The 23,116-nt window shown below is 48.0% G+C and carries 17 protein-coding genes; 12 read left to right on the forward strand and 5 right to left on the reverse strand.

Going from position 1 to position 23,116, the window contains the following annotated elements; genetic code table 11:
- Positions 1-368: 368 nt before the first annotated feature.
- From EYC62_08030 to EYC62_08045, 4 genes are all read left to right on the forward strand, one after another.
- Positions 369-1,016, forward strand: a complete 648-nt coding sequence (locus EYC62_08030; GenBank protein ID TAH32676.1) for an XRE family transcriptional regulator — start codon at positions 369-371, stop codon at positions 1,014-1,016.
- A gap of 8 nt (positions 1,017-1,024) precedes the next feature.
- Positions 1,025-1,741 (forward strand): tRNA-dependent cyclodipeptide synthase, encoded by a 717-nt coding sequence (locus tag EYC62_08035; protein TAH32677.1) that lies wholly within the window; start codon positions 1,025-1,027, stop codon positions 1,739-1,741.
- 155 nt (positions 1,742-1,896) lie between these two features.
- Positions 1,897-3,504, forward strand: coding sequence for a methylcrotonoyl-CoA carboxylase (locus tag EYC62_08040; protein TAH32678.1), 1,608 nt, complete (start codon positions 1,897-1,899; stop codon positions 3,502-3,504).
- A gap of 9 nt (positions 3,505-3,513) precedes the next feature.
- On the forward strand, positions 3,514-4,308 hold the full coding sequence (locus EYC62_08045; GenBank protein TAH32679.1) for an enoyl-CoA hydratase/isomerase family protein: 795 nt from the start codon (positions 3,514-3,516) through the stop codon (positions 4,306-4,308).
- Between the two features lie 10 nt (positions 4,309-4,318).
- On the opposite strand, the gene EYC62_08050 is transcribed toward EYC62_08045, so the two are convergent.
- On the reverse strand, positions 4,319-6,478 hold the full coding sequence (locus EYC62_08050; GenBank protein ID TAH32680.1) for a hypothetical protein: 2,160 nt from the start codon (positions 6,476-6,478) through the stop codon (positions 4,319-4,321).
- Positions 6,479-6,615: 137 nt separating this feature from the next.
- Here EYC62_08050 and EYC62_08055 point away from each other — a divergent pair, with 137 nt between their 5' ends.
- The 3 genes from EYC62_08055 (at position 6,616) to EYC62_08065 (ending at position 10,071) form a co-directional block, all read left to right on the forward strand.
- A complete protein-coding gene (locus EYC62_08055; protein ID TAH32681.1) occupies positions 6,616-8,571 on the forward strand; it encodes an acetyl/propionyl/methylcrotonyl-CoA carboxylase subunit alpha in 1,956 nt (651 codons plus the stop codon).
- The gene (locus tag EYC62_08060) at positions 8,571-9,446 is read left to right on the forward strand and encodes a hydroxymethylglutaryl-CoA lyase (protein ID TAH32682.1); all 876 of its coding nucleotides are present in this window, start codon (positions 8,571-8,573) and stop codon (positions 9,444-9,446) included. Before EYC62_08055 ends, EYC62_08060 begins: the two co-directional genes overlap by 1 nt.
- A 274-nt stretch (positions 9,447-9,720) precedes the next feature.
- Positions 9,721-10,071 carry a hypothetical protein gene (locus EYC62_08065; protein TAH32683.1) on the forward strand — a complete coding sequence of 117 codons (351 nt, stop codon included), beginning with the start codon at positions 9,721-9,723 and terminating at the stop codon, positions 10,069-10,071.
- 62 nt (positions 10,072-10,133) lie between these two features.
- Here the strand turns inward: EYC62_08065 and EYC62_08070 are convergent, their stop codons facing one another.
- Both EYC62_08070 and EYC62_08075 read right to left on the reverse strand, forming a co-directional pair.
- Positions 10,134-11,252 (reverse strand): saccharopine dehydrogenase family protein, encoded by a 1,119-nt coding sequence (locus tag EYC62_08070; protein ID TAH32684.1) that lies wholly within the window; start codon positions 11,250-11,252, stop codon positions 10,134-10,136.
- Between the two features lie 40 nt (positions 11,253-11,292).
- Positions 11,293-12,765: a redoxin domain-containing protein gene (locus EYC62_08075; protein ID TAH32685.1), complete on the reverse strand. Its 1,473-nt coding sequence runs from the start codon at positions 12,763-12,765 to the stop codon at positions 11,293-11,295.
- Positions 12,766-12,896: 131 nt separating this feature from the next.
- Between EYC62_08075 and EYC62_08080 the strand changes: the two genes are divergently transcribed.
- Together EYC62_08080 and EYC62_08085 are read left to right on the forward strand one after the other, a co-directional pair.
- The gene (locus EYC62_08080; GenBank protein TAH32686.1) at positions 12,897-13,853 is read left to right on the forward strand and encodes a DMT family transporter; all 957 of its coding nucleotides are present in this window, start codon (positions 12,897-12,899) and stop codon (positions 13,851-13,853) included.
- Between the two features lie 87 nt (positions 13,854-13,940).
- Complete coding sequence (locus EYC62_08085) at positions 13,941-16,268, forward strand: hypothetical protein (protein ID TAH32687.1); 2,328 nt, start codon at positions 13,941-13,943, stop codon at positions 16,266-16,268.
- 11 nt (positions 16,269-16,279) lie between these two features.
- On the opposite strand, the gene typA is transcribed toward EYC62_08085, so the two are convergent.
- The gene (gene typA / locus EYC62_08090; protein TAH32688.1) at positions 16,280-18,121 is read right to left on the reverse strand and encodes a translational GTPase TypA; all 1,842 of its coding nucleotides are present in this window, start codon (positions 18,119-18,121) and stop codon (positions 16,280-16,282) included.
- Positions 18,122-18,359: 238 nt separating this feature from the next.
- On the opposite strand from typA, the gene EYC62_08095 reads away from it, so the two are divergent.
- Both EYC62_08095 and EYC62_08100 read left to right on the forward strand, forming a co-directional pair.
- Positions 18,360-19,169: a hypothetical protein gene (locus EYC62_08095; protein ID TAH32689.1), complete on the forward strand. Its 810-nt coding sequence runs from the start codon at positions 18,360-18,362 to the stop codon at positions 19,167-19,169.
- Positions 19,170-19,257: 88 nt separating this feature from the next.
- Positions 19,258-20,346 (forward strand): hypothetical protein, encoded by a 1,089-nt coding sequence (locus EYC62_08100; GenBank protein TAH32690.1) that lies wholly within the window; start codon positions 19,258-19,260, stop codon positions 20,344-20,346.
- A 68-nt stretch (positions 20,347-20,414) separates the two neighbouring features.
- Here EYC62_08100 and EYC62_08105 read toward each other — a convergent pair whose 3' ends face one another.
- Positions 20,415-21,752, reverse strand: a complete 1,338-nt coding sequence (locus EYC62_08105) for a type III PLP-dependent enzyme (GenBank protein ID TAH32691.1) — start codon at positions 21,750-21,752, stop codon at positions 20,415-20,417.
- Positions 21,753-22,510: 758 nt separating this feature from the next.
- Between EYC62_08105 and EYC62_08110 the strand changes: the two genes are divergently transcribed.
- Positions 22,511-23,029, forward strand: coding sequence for an O-acetyl-ADP-ribose deacetylase (locus tag EYC62_08110; protein ID TAH32692.1), 519 nt, complete (start codon positions 22,511-22,513; stop codon positions 23,027-23,029).
- Positions 23,030-23,116 lie beyond the last annotated feature (87 nt).

Raw genomic sequence — 23,116 nt, forward strand, 5'->3', positions numbered from 1 at the left:
CTTTTTGTACTTTGCGCATTTCTTCAACTACGTTCAGCGCAAAATAGGGGCCATATTTAATTTCCAAATACTCATAAATTTCTTCTTCGCTCATCATCGCGTAATTTGGTTTGGTATTTTGATTCGCGTAATCCATCTCTAGTCCCTTAGTTCCCGTTGTTGGCAACGAGAGAATAGGATCATAAGGTTAATCAAAAGTTAATTCAATAGAAAAAATATCTAATAACGATATATTTTATGCCTTTTATAGATGGTATTATACACAAATTATTGATATATAATGATAATATTCCATCCAGAAAAATAAAAAATGACGATATTTTTTATATGTTCTTGCAATATGTTTTATATCTTGTTATGCAGAAAACATGATAGACGCCAAACAAATACGCGCCGCGCGCGCTTTGCTGAATTGGTCGCGGGAGGAGCTGGCCGAACAAACGGGGATTTCCGTCCCCGCGCTTGCTCGCGCCGAAACGGGCGAATCGCAATTGCGCACGACTAGCGCCGAGAAAATCAAATCATCGTTGGAGCAGGCGGGTGTAATTTTTACGGATGGCAGTGGTGTGAAGCTCAAAACGGATTTGGTACAAATTTATGAAGGTGAAAATTGCTATCTAAAATTGCTGGAAGATTTTGAAGACCTGAATGTTAAAGGAGAAAAAGAAATTCTGTTCAGTTCTGCTTCTGAAAAAAGATCAACGGATGAGGTTATTGAGAAAACGCGTCTTCTAAGAAAAAAAGGCATTAAGATGCGCTTTCTTTTGGAGGAAGGCGACACATACATAATGGGTGACCTTTCAGAATATAGATGGATGCATAAAAGTTTATTTTCCAAGGGTGACGTAAAGCTAGTGTATGCGGATAAAGTCGCTTATTTGGTTAGTTGGATGGAAACACCTCGTGTTGTAGTTGTTTCTGAGAAAAACATTGCTGAAGAAAATCGAAGAGCGTTTGAATTTATTTGGAATATATCGAAGAAACCGACGCACAGCGATGCGGACATTTCATATTGAGGCGCAGAATGTTCGAAATCAAAATTAAAACGTCAAAAAATCAAATCGCCTTATATAATCGCTGTGTATTGGGCGTAAGTCTAGATAGCAATAATCACAGAGGTGATCGTCTGGCGGCATTGGTAGAATGGGCTAATGATAATTTTAAAGATTGCATCGTCGATCTTACCGATACTTTGCATCGGTATAATCACATGGCGGATCTAAAATTGTCGGAAAACGATGCCAGATTGAAAGCCCATATTCAGGGCGATCAGTGGCTGCAAGAATCATATCACATATTATCCAATTTCAAGATTCCATATTGCATTCTGCGGTGGGATGCATGGAAATATAATCATAAGTTTATAAGGTATCTGCATATGTTTGAAAGCGCATTCGCGGTCGATAAAAATTTCCGTGAAGCTGTTATGTATGATGTTAATTTATTTTTAGGCAGAAGAAAAGCTCTTGGCAGTCCAACCACGGAGCAATTATGCGTTACCTATTTATTGGAAGAACTTGCTGGTCAATCCTTATTGTATGAACAATTTCCAGCTGCTGAGATTTATCCGGGTAAACAACAAAAAAGCTTTGGATTAGTGCGTGCTGGGAAAGTGCCTAATGTGCCAACTGGTTTGCAGAATTCCTGTTTTGTAAGCCTGTATCTGCATGACAAGAGTGCGGGGTTATTTGGTTCCGCCAATGACGATGCAGATTTTGCTGATTTAAGAAAAATGGGTTGATACTTCTGAAACCTTGATTTCAAAGCCTGAACACACTCCTATCCATATATTTCTCCACATATTGCCCCGCACTCTAAATCTCCTTGGAATCCGGCTTATTTTAAGGCATCTTAAGGGCCGCTTTCCTATATCCAGCCCTTATCCCGATTACCCGCATGAAAACCTTATCCAGCCAGATCAATACAAAATCCGAAGATTTCAAAACCAACGCCGCGCATATGCAATCGCAGATTGACGATATGAACGAAAAACTGGCGCGGATTCAGCTGGGCGGATCCGAAGACGCGCGCAAAAAACATACTGCGCGCGGCAAATTACTCACGCGTGACCGGATCAATCATTTGCTCGATCCCGGCTCGGCATTTTTAGAATTCAGCGCCTTTGCCGGATATAATATGTACGAAGATGATGTGCCCGCCGCCAGTATCATTACCGGCATTGGCCGCGTCAATGGCCAGGAATCGGTCGTCATCGCCAACGATCCGACGGTTAAGGGCGGAACCTATTACCCGATGACGGTGAAAAAACATTTGCGGGCGCAAGACATCGCCGCGCAAAACAACTTGCCTTGCATTTATCTGGTCGATTCGGGCGGCGCGTTTTTGCCGATGCAGGATGACGTGTTTCCAGACCGCGATCATTTCGGCCGTATTTTTTATAACCAGGCGCGCATGTCTTCCCGACGTATTCCGCAAATAGCGGTGGTGATGGGTTCTTGCACCGCAGGCGGCGCCTATGTTCCCGCCATGTCGGACGAAGTGGTGATTGTTAAAAACCAAGGGACTATTTTCCTGGGCGGCCCGCCACTGGTCAAGGCCGCGACGGGCGAGGTTGTTACGGCGGAGGATCTGGGCGGCGCGGACGTGCATTGCCGCACGTCGGGCGTTGCCGATCATATGGCGGATCATGATCGTCATGCGCTGGAAATCACCCGCAATATTGTTGGCAATCTAAACCGTTCGCCGCAAACCAAATTAAATCGTATCTCGCCGGAATTGCCGAAATACGATCCGGCGGAATTGGTTGGCATTATTCCCAAAGACACGCGCAAGCCGTTCGATATCCGCGAAATCATTGCGCGTATCGTCGATGGCAGCCGGTTCGATGAATTCAAGGCGCTGTATGGCACGACCATCGTTTGCGGATTTTCCTATATCATGGGTATGCCGGTCGGTATTATCGCCAACAACGGCATTCTGTTTTCCGAAGCCGCGTTAAAGGCGACGCATTTTATTGAATTATGCAGTCAGCGCGGAATTCCATTGGTGTTCCTGCAAAATATCACCGGATTCATGGTTGGCCGCAAATATGAAAATGACGGCATCGCCAAAGATGGCGCGAAAATGGTGACCGCAGTGTCTTGCGCCAATGTGCCGAAATTTACCGTGCTGATTGGCGGATCGTTCGGCGCTGGCAATTATGGAATGTGCGGGCGGGCCTTTAACCCGAATTTATTATGGATGTGGCCGAATTCGCGGATTTCCGTTATGGGCGGCGAACAAGCGGCGAATGTGTTATGGCAGATCCGCGCGGACAGGGCAGAGGCCGAAGGCAAAAAACCAACCGCCGCCGAAGCCGAGCAATTCAAATCGCCAATCCGCCAGCAATATGAAAATCAAGGCCATCCTTATTATGCTTCCGCGCGTTTGTGGGACGACGGTATTTTATCGCCAACCGACACGCGCATGGCGTTGTCGATGGGAATTTCAGCCTCGCTGAACGCTCAGTGGGACGATACACGATTCGGCGTATTTAGAATGTAGGAGATTGCGATGACCAATTCCGTTTTAATTTCCAAAGATTCCCCCGGCATTGCCACCATTACGATGAACAAGCCGGATGTGCACAATGCATTTGATGAAAGTTTAATTGCCGATCTTACAAAGGCGGTAAAACAATTGAATGCCGATTCGGATGTGCGGGTCGTCATTCTGGCCGCGAATGGCAAAAGTTTTTCGGCCGGCGCGGATTTGGGCTGGATGCAAAAGATGTCCGGTTATTCGGAAGAAGAAAATCTGCGCGATGCACGGTTGCTGGCCGAATTAATGTCGTCGTTGGACCAAATGACCAAACCCACGATTGCGCGCGTTCAGGGATCGGCGTTTGGCGGCGGCGTTGGGCTGATCGCTTGCTGCGATATTGCGGTATCGGTTTATGATGCCAAATTTGCATTGTCCGAGGCGCGTTTAGGCCTTATTCCGGCGGTGATTTCGCCTTATGTGGTATCGGCCATCGGTGCGCGCAATGCGCGGCGTTATTTCTTAACCGGTGAACGATTTGATGCAGAACGCGCATTGGATATGGGGCTTGCGCATCAATTATGTTATGCGGATGAACTCGATAGCGCGGTCGAAGAAATTGTCGATGCGTTATTGGAATGCGGACCCGGCGCGCAAACGGCATGCAAATATTTAATCCGCCAGGTGCAGTCGGGCAAAAACAATTCTGAATTGATCGAATGGACGGCGCAGCAAATCGCCAAAATCCGCGCCAGCCACGAAGGCAAGGAAGGCATTTCCGCATTCTTGGAAAAACGCGCGCCAAAATGGTTGAAAAAACGGGCGTAGTATTTAAATCCTATTTACTAGGCCTAGAAGACTGCATGCGTTTTACCCGGGCCATATGTTCTGCCCTGGTGCCGCGTATAAGGCTATCGATAGTGCTGGTATAACGGGCCGTAAACTTTTGGGGATCGGGAGTGTAGTATAAGCCATTTCTATTGGCTAACGCCGCGATTTTGCCTAGATCGCAGGTTTCCGCGAAAGGCTCTTCCAAAAAAGCTTGTATTGATGCGATAGACCTCATTTCCAAAGACATTTGCAGCAATTTCGCAAGTACTGCTAAAGAAGCCAGGCTATGTTCCGAATAGGCAGTAAGTTGGGGCCGTCTCATCTGCTGGGGTATTAGAATTTGTTCCATGCAATCGTATAAATCCATCACCGCATCCTTGTTAGGTGCAGGCGCGAATATTTGCTGTAAAACATGTCTCGGAATTGCATAGCCTTTCGGTACAACCCAATTTTCCAGCGACCAGGAAGAAATAGAAGCATTGGCGCGGTCAATTTCTTCCCGGTTGTGGGCTTGACCTGTAATCTGCGCGTGTGCCAGGGAAACTGTGCGATAAGTTCTTCTGTAAATAGGTTTCAGCGCTGTCTGGATGCAAACGTCAACACTGTACTTTAGTACAAGATACAAAAACTTCATTTGTCTATCGCTAACGCAGACTCCGTATCCGGACGCTTTGGCCGCTGCACATAAATCATTGAATTGTATCGGTGCGGAAAAGGGCCTTGCGGCGTGTGCCGCGAAACTGTCAGGTCCATGGGGATCGAATGTCATAAGACGATACGCCATCGCCCAATCTTCTATACTGAAGGATAAAGGAAACTGAGTATGTTTATGGCTATATATATTTGCAAACCCATGCGGGAAAAAGGCGAGCGCAATGGCGTGGGCTGCCGTCACGATAGCGTTGTCTTTACCCTTGATAAGGTTTTCTAAATAGGATGATCGGATAAAAAAACCCGGCGGAATTGCTAAACCCGGTACCAAAGTTTGCGCCAATGGAATGTATTGCGTTGGAAATGGCTTGCGCAAGTCGGCAAAAGGATCGGTGGCTGGATCTTCGGCCAGATGGATATCGATATCGTATAACAGCACCCGTTCTTTCGGCAGAACATCTTTGATGAGCGGCATTTTTGGCGCATCCAAGGGGGGTGTGGCGGCTTGGATGATTGCGGTGGGCAGGGCCGGTTGCGCTATATCCGCGCGCTGCGCCTGGTGTTGATACAAACCGTGCGCTTCCAAGATTGCGCGCATGTTTTTGCGCAGCAAATGTTTTACTTTTCCGAATGCTTCACCCACATCGCTGTCGGCCGTTATTCCGGTGATTTGACGCAAAGCTTTGGCGCGGATGTCGATAATGGTTGTATCCCGGCGATAAGGTTGAGCAAAGTTTTTTTGATCCGGGCGGATTCCAAATTCCAATATCTTGTCCAGGATAGCCAATTCTGTCGGGCTGAAAACTGGTCTCGCACCCAAGCGCAATATACCGGCCAATTCTTGCATCAATTGATTGATACTATTCCAATATCCACTATGGTTTTCGTATTCCATGGGCGGCAACAATAATAACCCGGTTAATGCCAGGGCATAGCCGGTTTCCGCTTGTTGGCGCGCCTCGGGTGTAGAAAGATCGGCTAAATCGTACCCGCGCAATCGCAACCCGATGGGAATAGTGGGGCAGGATTTATCATGTGTCGTAAGTTCATTCAGAACAGGCAAATGAATATGGCGGTCGACAGCAGTGGCTGGTTCAGGTTCTTCGGCATCGGTCAGATTCACGAATCCGAGGCCGGATAGAAAATCCGTCCGTGTTTTTCCGATTTCCAGAAGATCCCTGTATTTCTTCAGATCAAATTTTTCAGCAGTGTCGGCGGTGATATAACCGGTAACGGCTAAGGCGATTGCGAAATTTTTCAACGCGCCAGGATCTACAATGGTAATACGTCCGCCTTTGGGGTGGTATTTCGTCAGAACAATTCCATTGGTATCATAAACCTTAAAATTATGGCCATCGCGCACATGCTGGAAACCCAATCCAACGCATAGTTTTTCAAATTGCGCCTGGTCGATTTCCGTTACGCTGCTGCGGGAGAAAATAGCCGTTAACAGGCCGCGTTGGCCGTCGCCCAAACCGGCAATAACGGCATGATCGATTGGTGTTATTCTTGTCATCTATACCCTACTGTTTCCTTATAGAATACTATCGGTCGATTGGTCAAGCCTGAATATAATTCCCTTTTTTCACCGGTTTTTTGTGGGAGTTGGAAAGGGATGGCGGTATGATTCCACTTTCAATTTGGTGAATTATCGTGTTCAAAAAAATTCTAATCGCCAATCGTGGCGAAATTGCTTGCCGTATTATTCGCACCGCGCGCCAGATGGGCGTGAAAACCGTTGCGGTATATTCCGATGCCGATGCCAATGCCCAACATGTGCAAATGGCGGATGAGTCGGTACGCCTCGGCGGTACGACGGCTGCGGAAAGTTATTTGATCAAAGACAAAATTATCGCCGCTGCCAAGCAAACGGGGGCGGAGGCGATTCACCCTGGCTATGGGTTCCTATCTGAAAATGCCGATTTTGCCGATTTATGTGTGAAATCGGGTCTTGTATTTATCGGGCCGCCAGCATCCGCGATTCGCGCGATGGGATCGAAATCCGCGGCGAAAGCCCTGATGCAAAAGGCGAAGGTTCCGGTGGTTCCCGGATATCATGGCGAAGATCAAGATATCAAAACATTTAAAAAAGAAGCCGCCAAAATCGGCTATCCGGTTTTATTAAAAGCGACGGCAGGCGGCGGCGGCAAAGGCATGCGGATTGTGGAATCGGAAGCCGATTTGGAGTCCGCGGTCGCAGGCGCGCAACGCGAGGCGCAATCGTCGTTCGGCGATCCGAAATTGCTCGTTGAAAAATATCTGGTTCGTCCGCGCCATATCGAAATTCAAGTTTTCGCCGATAATTTTGGCAATACCGTATATTTGTTCGAACGTGATTGTTCGATTCAACGCCGCCACCAAAAAGTAGTCGAAGAAGCGCCGGCGCCGCATATGCCGGAAAAAACCCGTACTTCTATGGGCAAGGCGGCGGTCGATGCTGCGTGCGCGGTGAATTATTCGGGCGCTGGCACGGTGGAATTCATTATGGGCGAGGATGGCAATTTCTATTTCATGGAAATGAACACGCGTCTGCAGGTCGAACATCCGGTGACGGAAATGATCACGGGCAAAGATCTGGTCGAATGGCAATTGCGCGTGGCATCGGGCGAAAAATTGGGATTCGATCAAAAAGATCTATCGATCAATGGCCACGCGATCGAAGTGCGCCTATATGCCGAAGATGCAGACAAAGATTTTCTGCCTGCGACTGGTACGTTGCGCCATTTGGAATTTCCGTCTGCATCACGTCATGTTCGTTGTGATACGGGTGTGGTAACGGGCGATACGATCACGCCATTTTACGATCCGATGATCGCAAAATTGATCACTTGGGGGGAAACACGCGGCCAAGCCATCGCGCAAATGCAGCATTTGCTGCGTGATGTGAAAATCGCTGGGCTTGTGACCAATCTTGGTTTTTTGCGCACGATCATGGCGCATTCTGCCTTTGGCAAAGGCGAGGTCAGCACTGATTTCATCGCCAAGCACCGCGCCAATTTATTTTATAAGCCAACTGGCGAATTGGCTGATGTTACTATGGCGCTGGCGTGTTTATACCGTATGCGGGAATTTTCTTGCGGCACAATACCGATGGGATGGCGTTTATCGGGCGGCGGCGAAAGTTATTTCTATTTTGAGGCAGGCGAGGCGCCAACCACGGTTAAATGTGAATTTTCCGGTGACATCTGTCGTTTTCATATTGACGGCCGCGTGTTTGAAATTGCCCATACGGAATTTTGTGACGATGGCGTTTGTTTTACCCTGAATGGCCATAAAACCGAGGCGGTTGTCGTTACACAAAATGACGATTATTGGATTATGTATAATGGCGATACCGGCCACTGCAAATTCCACCGTTTTGCCGAAGCGGCCGATCATCGCGGCCATGCCGGCGGTTTGCAATCGCCGATGCCGGGCAAGGTGGTGCAGGTTTTGGTTTCCGCCAATCAAAATGTCGAACGCGGCCAGCCTTTGCTGATTTTAGAAGCCATGAAAATGGAGCATACGATCAAGGCGCCATCCGGCGGCAAGGTTAAGGAAATTTTCTATAAAGTCGGCGAGCAAGTATCGGAAGGCGTCGAATTGCTTGCAATCGAAGCGGCAAGCTAATGGCGTTTCCACGATCCATTCAAATTGTCGATGTCACCGCGCGCGACGGATTGCAGAACGAGGATAAAATCGTTGCAGCCGCCGATAAAATCAGCCTGATTCATCATTTGAATGATTGCGGTTTTTCGCATATTGAAGTGGGATCGTTCGTTGGTCCGGCATTAAAGCAAATGGCCGATTCCGACGTAGTTTTTGCGGGGATTGATAAAAAACCTGGCGTGCGGTATTCGGTTTTGGTGCCGAATATGAAGGGCATGGGACGCGCGGTATCGGCTGGGGTAAAAACGATTGCGGTGTTCCTTGCTGCATCGGAAACTTTCTCGCAGAAAAATATTAATTGCAGCATTGCCGAAAGCTTGGAACGGCTGAACCCAGTTATGGAAGCAGCCAAGGCCAATAAGATCGATGTGCGCGGCTATGTGTCCTGCGTCATGGGCTGCCCGTTCGAAGGCGATATCGCCCCAGCGAAAGTCGCCGAGGTTTCAGACGCGCTGTATCAAATGGGCGTATATGAAATTTCATTGGGCGATACGATCGGGGTGGGGACGCCGGACAAAACTAAGGCGTTGTTGGATACTATTACGCCCAAGATTCCAGGATCGAAACTGGCGATGCATTGCCATGATACTTATGGCCATGCGATCGATAATATCGAAATTGCTCTGCGCGATTATGGAATCCGGGTGGTGGACAGCGCGATTGCCGGGATTGGCGGTTGTCCTTATGCCAAATCGGCGGCTGGAACGCGTGCGCCGGGGAATGTGGCCACCGAAAAAGTGCTGCAATTTGCCTCCCGCAATGGGATTCAGACGGATGTTAATCCTGTCGCCGTTGCCAAAGCCGCTGCCCACATTCAGATGATGCTAAAAAAATAATTCCGTCTGCCCAAAATATGCTATAATCAAAGGGTATGAAAAATAGGCCTCAGCAGAAAATAAGTCGAGCAATAACAGGTACGTAATATTAAATTCATGCCTATTTTGACTTTTTTGCAAAAAAGTCGTTGACAGTTGTTTCCAAAAGTAAGATATTAATAAATAGGTAAGAAAGATCAGAGGTGTTGTTAACTTTTGTAATTTTATTACCTTTAAGAACTAATAGCGAAATAAACGCATAAGGAATTGGGTCAGAGAGAAGGAGTGGGTTGAAATGAGTGTAGTATTCAAATTCGATCGCGCAGCAGTTGCCGCAGCTTTGGCGGTGATGGGTTATGCCGGCACACCGGGCCATGAAACAAGCTTCAACCGCACCGCTTCTATTATTTTAGGCAATGGCATTGGCCAGTCGGGCTTGCAACAAGCTGCTGTCACCATTCAGCATGAAAAAGCGGACCGCGAACAAGCGGTAGCCGGATATATGGCAAAACACAGCCACCGCCGGGTTGTAGCCGAAGCTGTACAAGCAGGCAATGAATCTGCACGCCGTGTTGGCGCTAAAGTAAGCGACAAAACTCGCGATGCTGCTCTTGCCGCTGCTGCTGCTCGCAGAGAGCATGCTTAATTAAAAGTTTAAAAAAACAAAAAGGCCGCTGTTACAGCGGCCTTTTTTATTGGCTGAATATTTTAAGCCCGGCGGGGGTGGGTGATAGAAGCCACTGGCGTTACCGCAGTATCTTCGTAATATTTGCCGAATCGGTTGGCTAGAAATACCGGCAAGCCGATATCTTCTTGTTTTACGAAACCGGTTTTAGCCAACTTACCGTCGCGATGCAGGTCGACCATGGTGCATAAAGCGGCCGATGTGGTCAATTCAATCGCGCTCCAAGTCCGGCCATATAACTCGCGGCTGTAAATCTTACGCAGGAAATTTTCCTGTACCAGACGGCCGGCGCGCATGCCGGTTACGGTCACAAACACTAACACCACGTCTTGAGTGGTGGATGGAATGCTGGCTTCGAAAATATCTTTTAATAAATCGCGCCGTTCTATTAATCGCAAATCATGCAGCAAGGTTTGGATAATATCGCGGTGGCCGGGATAACGGATGGTTTTATACGCCACATTGCGCGCCTGTCCGGACAAGGAATCGCCCAAAGATCCGATGCCGCCCGATGTGTTGAATGCCTCGTATTCGCTTCCATCCAGGGTAAAGTGCTCGATAGAATCGAGGGCCTGCAATTCCACCATTTCGCCTTCGACGATGGCTTCGCAAGGATTGCAATATTCGTTGATCAATCCATCGGTGCTCCAGGTTAAATTGTATTTCAATGCATTGGTTGGAAATTGCGGCAGCGCGCCGACGCGCATGGTGACATCCAAAATTTGGTCGAATTTTCCGGCAACGGTATTGGCGGCAATCGAAATAAAGCCCGGCGCCAATCCGCATTGCGGCACCAGGGCGCATTTGGTTTTTTTGGCTAGTTCCTTGATCGCGCGGGTGGTTTCCACGTCTTCGGTGACATCGAAATAATGCACCCCCAGTTTATGGGCAATGGTGGCAATGGCGGTGTTCAAATAAAACGGACAAGTGCTAATCACATATTCTTGCCCGGTTAGAATTTTTTCAACTTCATTGGTATTGGCCAGGTCGGCGCGAATGGCGGTTACTGATTTTGCCGCCGGATTTTGTAAGGCGTGATCGTTGTTATCGGCGACGGTGACTTTGTAATCGCCGGATTCCGCCAATAATTGCGCGGCTGACCAACCGATTTTGCCAGCGCCTAAAATTGCAATTTTCTTCATATTATTTCTCCTAACTACTTCGGCTTATAACCCAGCCGCATTATTGAGTCCAAGTGCCCCAAGTCTTTTTTGTCAAATCATACGCCAGAATACGATGATTGTTGGAATCCACCACGAATAAACGGTCGGCGCCATCCCACACAATCCCTTCGGGATCTAGCAGTGGTTTCGGCGCTTCGTCGGTACAGGTAAAATCTTCGGCAAAATTTTCAACGGTTTGTTTGGCAATATCCAATTTGCGTAAACTGGCGTTAAAACTGTCCGCCGCGATTAAATAATCCTGGCAAATCGTAATGCCCATAGGGTGCTGGAATCGCGCGGTTTTAAAGGAGCCATTGCGCCGTCCCGATTCCGCCATGCCACGCCCAACGACGGTGCGCACATTAAACTGATCGGCTAGATCCAAATACCGGACCGCTGAATTATCGCTGTCGGCAAAGTAAAGCCGGTTATGCTCGGCGGAAAAAGCGAGTCCCGATGGTTGCGCCAGTTTCGCCGCGCGGCCAGCGCCATCCAGAATATCTTTGGCGCCGCCCCCGGCGAGCGGTTTTAAAACCAAAGTTTTTGTGTCGATCACGCCGATTTGATGCGTTCCGGAATTGGCGAAGTATAACTGGTCGCCATGCAATTCCATATCAAAGACCGAAGCCAAGCCGACTTCCTTGCCGGGCGCTTCTTTGGTTAAAGTCAAACCGCGGCGGTTGGTGCCGGCAATCGTGGTAACCGTTTGCGCCTTTAAATCGATTCTGCGGATTAAATGCGTTCCCAGATCGCTGACATAAATAACATCTTCGCCGCAGGCAATGCCGTGCGGGTTATCAAAAGCGCAGCGGTTATATTCGCCGTCTAAATTGGCCGGTGCGCCGCGTCCTATGCGTTGTACTTGCTGTCCTTGATCGTTAAAAATGACAATTTGATGATGTCCCGTATCTGCAACCACCCAATAAAAATTGCCTTTGTACTTCAGGCGTTTCATTTTGCCTGGGAATAACAGTACACCGCCTTGTTTTTCCGGTTTGGTCAGCTCGGTTCCCGCCGGACGCAACTTGCCTTGGGCCTTGTATTTGCGAACGGCGTTTCCGACGGCTTCCAATAATTTATCGCCGTCAGGCTCGCCAGCTTGCCGGGCGAAAATCTGTCCATCTGGGGAAACCAGAATCAGCGTAGGCCAGACCTTAACGCCATACGCATCCCATAATTTAAATTCCGGATCATGCACCACAGGGTGTTCAATGTGATACCGGGCGATGGCTTTGGATACGTTGATAGGATCGCGTTCGTAAGGGAAGTTGGGTGAATGGATGCCAAGGATCACTACATCATCTTGAAACGCTTTTTCAATGCGGCGCATACTGGGCAGAATATGCAAACAGTTAATGCAGGAAAATGTCCAAAAGTCGAGAATCACCAGCCGCCCAAACACCTCGGAGATGCTCAGCGGTTTTGGTACGTTAAACCAAGTCAGGCCCGGTTGGTTAAAATCGGGCAGGGAAGTGGCGGTTGTGGTGGACAATAATTAAACCCTAGAAAAAATGACCATATTTTCTTAGCCTATTTTGGCGGATTTTGCTATAGGGGAGAGGAAATTATCCATATTTTCTAACATTTTACGGCAATACCGTAACCCTGTTTGGAACCCAAAAAATGAAACAAACCATTTTGGCCCTGACGCCAGAAAAAACCAAAGGACTATTGTATTTATTGGGAGCGTGTCTGATTTGGGCCGGCTGGTGGGTATTTAATCGTTACGGCGTCACCAATGGCGTTGATCCATTCGATATTGTTGCAATCCGGTTGACGGTGGCGGGTTTGATTTTGCTGCCAATTTTGGTGCGTCGCGGTCTTGGTACGGTTTGGTGGAAGGCGATTCTTATCGCTTGTTTGGGCGGATTGATTAATTCGCTGGCCTCTATCTATGGCGTGAAATTTGCGCCAGCAAGCCATGGTGCAACCTTGATGCCGGGCATGGTGCCGATTTTCACCGCATTGCTCGCTTGGTTGATATTGAATGAAACTATCACTGTGGTGCGGTGGTTAGGGATTGGCTTGGTGATTGGTGGTGCCTTTTTAATCGGTTTTCCGAATTTAACGCCGGGCAACGACAATCAATGGATCGGGCATTTATTATTTATCGGGGCCTCTTTGTCGTGGTCTTTTTATACGGTATGCGTGCGGTGGTGGCGTATTGATGCCTGGCATGGCGTAGCCTTAATTGCCGTTGTATCGATGATTTTATATTTGCCAATTTACAGTTTTACTTTTGGCGGCAGAATTTTTGATTATCCGGTGTCTACCATTTTGTTCCAAGGATTATATCAAGGCATTCTGACATCGATTTGCGCGATTTTATTTTTCAATTCCGCAATTGCAATTTTTGGCGCTTCGGGTGCTGGCGCGGCAGGCGCGTTAATTCCAGTGTTAACGGTGATTATGGCCGCTATTTTCCTGGGCGAGATTCCAAGTTGGATCGAAGTTTTGGGAATCTTTGTGGTCATCGGCGGTATCCCATTTGCCATGGGATTAATTGGCAGCCGCGATGGCAAAGTCCACGACGATATCGAAGATAAAAGCCGCGGGACCAAGCTTGATACGAAGGCTTAAAAACTCATACATAATCATTGGTTTAGTTAACTTGACGGTATAGCATTATACCATTAAGATACGATCCTATCTTTATAGGATCCATTAATGATTGATTGGAAAACCCTGCGTGACCACGCCAATCCGCCGTACCAAACGGCAGGATTTTCTTGGGCGCCTTATTTCCTTTTTTTGTCGACGTATATCGAAATTGGCCGGTGGGATTTGATCGATGTGATGCTTGTATCGACTGAACAGCCGGATGTTTTATTGGCGCTTACTAAAAATGATGGACCTTTACGCGATAAAATAGCCGAGATTGTAAAAAAGGCGCCAGAACAAACGGTTCTGAAATTGTACGCGGCTTTTGGCCAGCATTTACAAAAACCAATTAATGGTAATAGCGTCCGCAGTTCGATAATGTGGGCAGCATTATCCCGCAAGGATTTCAGTCAAGGTTTCTGGCAACAATTATTTCAAGGCGCTTCTAATGATGATAAATATTTTTTCTTTCTACGCGCAATAGATGGAAAATGTACTAATGGTATTGAAGCTTTAAAGGCGGAAATTGCCCCTAAAATTACCGCGCAGATTCCTAAACTGGTTGAGTATCCGGATCCTTCTTTGGAATATGATCCATTTAAATCATTGGTTAAATTATTTGCGTCGACAGATGCCTATGAATACGAATTATATCAATATACTGCTGGTCCACATCAACAAATTCTTCATCCAAAAATAGCGGAAGCCGCAGTTCAGCAGGCACGTAAGAAAATAGCTGAAAGATTCACGTTGGCCGATTCTATTCTTGATATTATGGCAGCGCAAGTGTTGCGTTGTGGTTTTTCTATTCCTGCTGATATCCAATCTACAATTGATACGGTGACCGATTCTAATTCTTGGACTTTCTTTCATTTTGTCAATCGTCTGGCAATATTGGAAACAGGTCAAGAAATTCCATCGCGGCCTCGATCCGAAGGAGATTTTCGTAGAAGTTTAGAACCCACGAATGTTTCGGAAGCTTGGGCTGTTATTGCACAAGATGCCAGGGATGCGTATTGGTTTACCAGAAATGCAGATGTAGAAAAAGCATTAGAGTTATTAGAGGCTGGAATTGAAAGACCTTTAAAACATTATCAGATCCACTTGATAAGAATCGCCGCCTTGCGTTTTTGTGCAGATGGGAAATTGGTAATTGCAGCAAGATTTCGAGACTTGCTTCCAGATCCAGACATTTTAGGGAAAGAGGTAAATGGCAAAATTAATACTGTTGCCGGTTTAAAAAGACATCAATTAATTCAGCTTGATGGTTTAGCGGCTTGGCAACAGGTTTTGAACCGGGAACCGCCATGTAAAGAATTAGCACGGTATCCTGTTTTTGGTTTTAAACCAGCCTTGTTTACGCAAATTTTACCAACTATCCAATTTGCCTATAATCAGGAATATCCATACAACCGTGATGAAAGAGCATATGAGCCTATGATATGGGCCTATAAACTTTGCTGTTTGTTTGGAAATGAACAGCAAGTTGCAGATTATATGCGCCAGCATGGTAAGGCGGATGCCAATCAGCCAGTTCACGATCTCTGCCAATTTGAATTACCTAAACGCGGATTATGGACACCAAAATCCTGGGGTGATTTAGCGGTAAAATATGGACCGGGCTTGACCAAATATCTGGGTATTGCTCCTGGCGTGGAAAAACATTTGGGACGGCCACCAAGAACATTGGAAGAAATAAAAGATGCTCTTCCTTATGCGGCTTATGCTCGAGGAAAAGAAAATCTTGAATTGGCACGCGTTTGTGCCGAAGCCGGTTTGTCGGAAGATGCTTTTAATAAATGTTTAGAATTAAGATTCAAGACAAGTGACAAGCTGCCAGATGTAAGAATTGATGGCGCAGAAATTGGATTTAGAGATTACATATTTTATAAACTGCCTTGTAATGATTACCGTGGCTTGGTTCTAGGTCAACTTAGCAATAACTGCCAATCCGTAGGAGGGCATGGCGAGCGTGCGGCTGTTCATGGGGCAACCTCGGAATATGGTGGATTTTATGTGGTGGTCAAGAAAACGCCGCAAGGCGAAAAAATTGTCGCGCAATCTTGGGCGTGGCTAGCTAAAAATGGTGAGCTAGTGTTTGATTCTATGGAACCAGTAAATGAAACTTATCATCCGGTTTGCAAAGTATTATACAAAGAAGCCGCCAAACGAATGAAAGAAAAGCACGGCGTGCCTGAAGTGCGGTTAGGTACTGGTGGAAAGACACCAAAGATGGGGATGAAAGCAGCAGCAATTAGTTTAGAACCACTGGATACAAAAGCCTATGATGCACAAAAACAATATGTGTTAGAAGCGCGGGATTCAACAGGCGGTAGTGCAACGCCACCACCGGCAGTAAAACGCTATCACGACGCGCATATGCGTTATATGTAACGCATCACCTATTACCCAGCTGCTTTTTCGGCTTCTTTTTTCGCGTCTTTGGCAGCACGGGCGCGGTCGTTCATATCCAGCAATTTTTTACGCAGGCGCAGCGATTTTGGAGTTACTTCGACCAACTCATCGTCTTGAATATACGCAATCGCGTCTTCCAAACTCATGATGCGGGGCGGGGTTAAACGAATCGCTTCGTCGGCTGCCTTGGTGCGGATATTGGTCAATTGTTTTGCCTTGTTTGGCACGACATCCAGATCATTGTCGCGGCTATGTTCGCCAATGATCATACCTTTGTAAATTTTATCGCCAGGATTGATCAAAATCTCGCCGCGTTCTTCCAAATTCCACAATGCGTAGGCAACGGCTTCGCCGTCTTCACGGGAAATCATCACGCCGTTGATGCGGCCGCCGATTTGGCCTTTGTACGGGCCATAACCTTTGAAAGACCGGTTCATAATGCCGGTGCCACGAGTGTCGGTTAAAAATTCGCCGTGATATCCGATCATGCCGCGCGCGGGGCCATGGAACGTGATGCGTACTTTGTTGCCGCCGGATGGGCGCATATCGGTCATTTCCGATTTACGGTACGCCATTTTTTCGACCACCACGCCGGAATATTCCTGATCGACGTCAACCATGATTTCTTCATATGGTTCCAGCGTTTCGCCGGTCGCTTCGTCTTTTTGCAGCAATACTTTCGGGCGGGAAATCGACAGTTCAAATCCTTCGCGGCGCATGGTTTCGATCAACACGCCCAATTGCAATTCGCCGCGGCCCGACACTTCGACCGCATCGCCGCCTTCGGCATCGCGCACGCGAATGGCAACGTTGCCTTCGGCCTCACGGAACAGACGATCGCGGATCATGCGCGAAGTCACTTTGCTTCCTTCGCGGCCGGCCAGCGGCGAGTTATTGACCGAAAATGTCATCGCCAATGTTGGCGGATCGACCGGGGTAGCCTTAATCGGTTCGGCCACCGAAGGTGCGGCGACAGTGTCAGACACGGTGGTTTTTGGCAGGCCTGCGATCATAATAATATCGCCGGCGCTGGCTTCGTCTACCGATATGCGTTCAATGCCGCGGAAAGTTTGGATTTTGGTAATCCGGCCTTGCTCCACCGCTTCGCCGTTCAATTTCATCGATTTCAGCGTATCGTTGACCTTTACTTTGCCGCTGTAAATACGGCCGGTCAGAATACGGCCCAGGAAATTATCCGCTTCGATCATCGAAATTAGCATCGAAAACGGCGCATTTTCATCGACGCTGGGGGCAGGCACATGTTTTAAGATTAAATCGAACAGGGCGGTTAAATCGCGCTGCGTGTCGTTTAAATTGGCAACGGCCCAGCCATCGCGTCCAACCGCGTATAATAATGGGAAATCCAATTGCTCGTCGGTGGCATCGAGGGCCGCGAATAAATCGAACACTTCGTGATGCACTTCGTCGATACGGGCATCGGAACGATCGATTTTATTAATCAAAACAATGGGTTTCAAGCCTAACTTCAACGCTTTGCTGACCACGAATTTGGTTTGTGGCATCGCGCCTTCGGCAGCATCCACCAATACGACAACGCCATCGACCATGGATAAAATCCGTTCGACCTCGCCACCGAAATCGCTGTGGCCTGGGGTGTCGACGATATTGATGCGCGTGTCTTTCCATATGATCGAGGTCACTTTGGACATGATGGTAATGCCGCGTTCTTTTTCCAGATCGTTGGAATCCATCACGCGCTCGGCAACGTTTTGGTTTTCACGGAACGTTCCCGATTGGCGCAACATTTGATCGACCAGGGTGGTTTTGCCGTGGTCAACGTGGGCGATAATGGCAATATTTCTTAAATTCATGTCCGTATACAGTCCGTTTTACAAATTAAAATGTCATTCTCAGCGGAACGGCGTACCTAAAGCTCTGAATAGCAAAAGATATTCGCTCGGCTCAGAATGACATATGGATAAAGCTTATAATGGCATTTATAGCCGTTTCAGCGCCAAAAGCCAAGGAAATAATCGTGCGCCGATCTTTTTTGATTTTGCCAAGCGTATCGGCCAATATTGGCTTAATAAATATAAAAAGGGGTGTTGGATGCGTTATCGTTCCCGTTTGCCGCGTCAATTGGTCGGTTGGTCCTGCGTCGCTATTAGCGCTGTAATAGTGAATGTTTTAATTCATCCTTCCGCGCAATCCAGCCAGCCAATGACAGGGATAGCGCCGGATTTTAATCTAAAACCTTATATGGATGGGCTTGATTTTTACAAACCCTCCCAAAATAATTTAGCTATCTTTGCGCCGTTGGGTGTGATCGATCCTAAAACACTGGGCGGATTTATCGCCATCGAAGTCGATTATCAGAAAATGGAACCGGTGCAGGCTGGAGAGGGCTTGGCCATGGTGGACCAGCTTTTCCGGTATCGCAAAAGTTTTTTGGTACATCCATCGGTCTTGGCGGCCATGCAGCAAGATCCCAATATTAAAGACGATGCCGCGCGCGATGAATATCTGATGACGCATGGCGGAATGCTGCATTCTTTTAATGGCCGTCCGTCCCAAGTAAAAGCCGATGCGGAAAATAATATTATAGAGCGGTGCTGGACCGCCCGCGGTCTCTTTGCGCGGGAAAAAAATATGCCGGTTATTGAAACATCGCAAGGTTTAGAATGGAGAAATGAGGGCGGACAATTTCACCGCATGGGCATGTCCGCGATTATCGCCGCGAATTATTTGGCTTGGTATGAAAACGGTCGATTGCATCGCGGTGACGGGCCGGCGGTGGTGCGCTCAGACAAAATCGAATATTGGTGGCGCGGTGAGAAATGCACCCCGCAGCAATTCGAACAATTGCAATTACAAGAGGCGAAGCGCAAGTTGGAGCGCAGGACTAGAGACCGGACGTAATTGTTTGACGGGATGGGCAAGATTGCAATTGACAGAATGAGAATATATTTTATACCTAAAGGATAACATTTAAGCTAAGGAGACTCGCATGAGACAATCGATCGGTTGGAGTTTAGGTTTGAGCGGATTGCTGGCCGCCGCCACTTTTATGCCGGGCGTAGGATGCGAGCAAAGGCACGACTCAGTCCCCAAGCACACCTTCATGGAGAAACAAATTAGGGATTGGGATTATACCATCACCTATACTCTGGCGATCTATGACGACGGGCAGATCGAGTGCGCCCAGCAATATCAATATTTCCGGTCCGAAGACCAATGGTGCGACTCCAATCACAAGGTTAGCCCGCGCATATTCGGCAATCTGTTCCCCGAGGCGCAAGAAGATGCCCGCACTCTGATCAGAATGGAATTGGGTTATCTCTCCCCCGCCCTGACTAAGATCGATGAGGTTTTCACCCCATATCCTGGCCCGGCCTCAATGTGTTTGACCCGCGAATATTTTACCGCCGACGGAACGGTCGCCACCGAGGATTATAGTTTCGAAATCCAGCGTCGCGGATATGCCGGAGAATATGTTGACGCGCAAGCCTTTCAATACGGCGCGGATGGAACGGCCTATCCGATTGGCTTGCGTTTGTTCGCATACCGGTTTCCGGATCAATATGACGCCTGCGCCCAGTTTATCCAAACCCATGTTGACCCCGGCGAGGCATACGCGCCATGCTTCGACTTGAAGCATTACGCCTTTGGATCCCCTAAGATCCGGGAATATACGCCCAGCTTTTTTACGGCTGGGGATTATGAATTCGTCCCATCTCCGAGCATAGAATACCCTCCGAATCAAATGGGCGAATATAGCAATACGTTTAAGGCGCAGGGGGAAGATTGGTACAACCGGTATTCCTATGATGCCGTACTTTGCGCGGATGGAATCTTGCGGACCTACCAGCGTAATTCAGATGCTCCTCTTTCCCAACGCTATACGGAAATTCCCCTCGGCCAATTTGCCCAGGCTTGTCCCGATGCCTATGATATTTGCCGGTCGTCGGTGATGCTCGGTCAAGGCCTGTCCCCGCAATTGGTTCGATTGGATCAGGCCTTTGGCCAAAACCATCCGAAAGATGTCGCCAGCGTGCAGGCCTTGCAACGGCACCGCACGCCGCAAGCTGCGCGGTAATCCATTAAAAATAAATCATAGTAAAAAAAAGCGCCCGTTATGGGCGCCTTAATTGTTTGTGGCGTTGTTTAAGACATCTCCGTCTCATACGCTTCGCGTTCCCATGCGATCAGATTCAATGTGGTTACATTGTCTTTGTCCATGGTACGGCGGTCGGTGCGGGGTTGCCAGTCTTTCATTTGCATTTGCGGCTGATCCCAAACCTCGACGGTCATGTGTTCATCGAAACCGTTGAATTTGGAACGCATGGTGGTGCAATACGCGCCCAATTGGCCAAGTTCAATCCAATCGCCTTCGGTGGTATCTTCTGGCAATAAATATGGTCCGCGCATGGAATCGACGGTATCGCAGGTCGGGCCATACAGTTTAAAGCCTTTATATGGGGCTTTATGTTCGCTGCCATTGCCGCGAATCAATTTCGCTGGATAGCGCATGTTCAAAATACCGGCATCGAACAGGCTGCCATAGACGCCGTCATTGATATAAAGATTATCGCCTTTGCGTAATTCAACGTTCACGACTACCGATCCGGCTTCGGCAACCAATGCACGGCCAGGTTCGCAGCGCACTTTGGTGTGGGCTGGCAATTTAATGTCTTCGGCCAGTCCAGCCTTGATCGCATCCATGAAACGCGACATTGGCGGCGGGGTCATGCCCGGATATACGGCTGGGAATCCGCCGCCTAAATTCAATACATCGATTTCAACGCCGGATTTGGAGATGACTTGCGCGGCCAATTTAATGGCGCGGCGATACGCATCCGGGTGCAAACATTGCGAACCGACATGGAAACAAATGCCGACTTGGCGGGCGATTTTGTCTGCGGCTTGCAATAATTCGACGGTCAAATCCGGGTGTGCGCCAAATTTGCCCGACAAATCGTGTGCGGCAACGCCTTTTGGCAGGGCGAGGCGGATATGCAGGTTCAAATCGGTTGCGGAACCGGTTTCTTCGATAATCTTTTGCAATTCGTCCTTGGAGTCCAAGGCAAAGTCGCGCACGCCATAATCAAAATAGGCCTTGCGGATGGCATCGCGGCTTTTCACCGGGTGCATGAAATAGGCTGTGCCGCCTGGCGCGAATTTCGAAATCATCTTAATTTCGGACAGGGAGGTCACATCGAAATGGCGAATGCCTGCCGCGGATAAATGGTGCAATACCGCAGGTTCCGGGTTGCATTTCACGGCATATAATACATCGCCAGGAAAGTTCGCCAAAAACCATTCGGCGACTTGTTGCAATACTTGCGGACGAATGCAATGGACCGGCACACGCGGTTTCAATTCGCGGATCAGCGCATCTACGCTGGCGAAATTCATCATTTCAGGAACAGGATGCACCTTCACTTCGGCTTTATGGCCGATCTGGTAAGGCAGGTGATTCCAGTATTTAAATTCGCTTCTCATCTCTATCTAATAAATCCCAACAAAAACAACGATCTTTTTCAAAAATTTGGCAGCACTTTTCCCGGGGCATATCCGGCGCCAAAAGAAAGGCAGCAAGATATGCCGTACCGGCCCCTTAGCGTCGATCACATGCCGACGCGTCTACGGGCCGAGCGATTCACGGTATCAATGTTGGAGTTGAAGATAGAAAGACTGGCCAGCGCCAATACGCAGCATCATCCGTTGCAGCCTGCTGCGGATTTTTAAAAATTTTTCAGGAATAGATTTTTTGAATCTACGCCCTTGTAAATGTAACAGTCCTTTTTCCATGATCCGTTCCTTTTGCCATACGTAAGGAATTACCAATAAAAGGACGTCTACGTCGTTACATAACCAGCTTTATCCCCCTTTGCATCGGGTGCTCTATGATAAGCCAGCGGGCAGAGGCACGTGCGTTCGCGTCTTAAGAACATTATTTATAACATTTTTCAAAATATGCAATAACTTTTTTTGGCCAAGCCAAGTTTTTTTTCGCTGGTGATAAATTTACCGGAACTACTTTGGCGTGAGGCAGATTTTTTGGTGGCTGTTTTGGGCAGAATTGCGGCGCGCCTGTCGGAAATTTTTGGATTGATTTGCCGTTTTTAAAAATACGAGTCAAAATTATATCATCGAAAAACCAGCATAAATAAAGGATTTTATGCACATCTATTGGACGATGCGCCGGTCGATGGTACAAAGGCCGCACTTCGTTCACTTTTGTTCTGGTAGTTCCTGCCATGTCCGAATTTACTCTCTCCCCACGCCTAAAAATCGTCCGCGACGACATCACCAAAATAAAGGTCGATGCCATCGTCAATGCCGCGAACTCTCGTTTGGCGGGTGGCGGCGGGGTTGATGGCGCGATTCACCGGGCGGCAGGGCCAGAACTCCTCGAAGCTTGCCGGAAAATTGGAGGCTGCCCGACCGGACAGGCGGTCATAACGCCCGGTTTCCAGCTTCCCGCCCGGTTTGTGATTCATACGGTGGGCCCTGTCTGGCAGGGTGGCGGCAAAAACGAGGCGGCACTTTTAGCCGACTGCTATCGCAATTCGTTAATTTTGGCGGAGGGCGAAAAACTCGAAACTATTGCTTTTTCTGCCATAAGCACGGGCGTTTACGGCTATCCAATAAAGGAAGCTTGCTGCATTGCCAAAGCTACTTTGGAACAGTTTTTGCAAAGTCAACAATGGCCAAAAATGGTTTATTTGACGGCATTTAACGACGAAGTTTGGGCGAATCTAACGAATTTTACATAAAAGGATACGATAAGATGGCGGGTAACTTATTGACTTTTTATAGGTTTTTAGATAAAATATCCCTTATGGATACTTTAAGGCGTGGGG

The sequence above is a fragment of the Alphaproteobacteria bacterium genome (assembly GCA_004295055.1).
Lineage (GTDB): Bacteria > Pseudomonadota > Alphaproteobacteria > SHNJ01 > SHNJ01 > SHNJ01.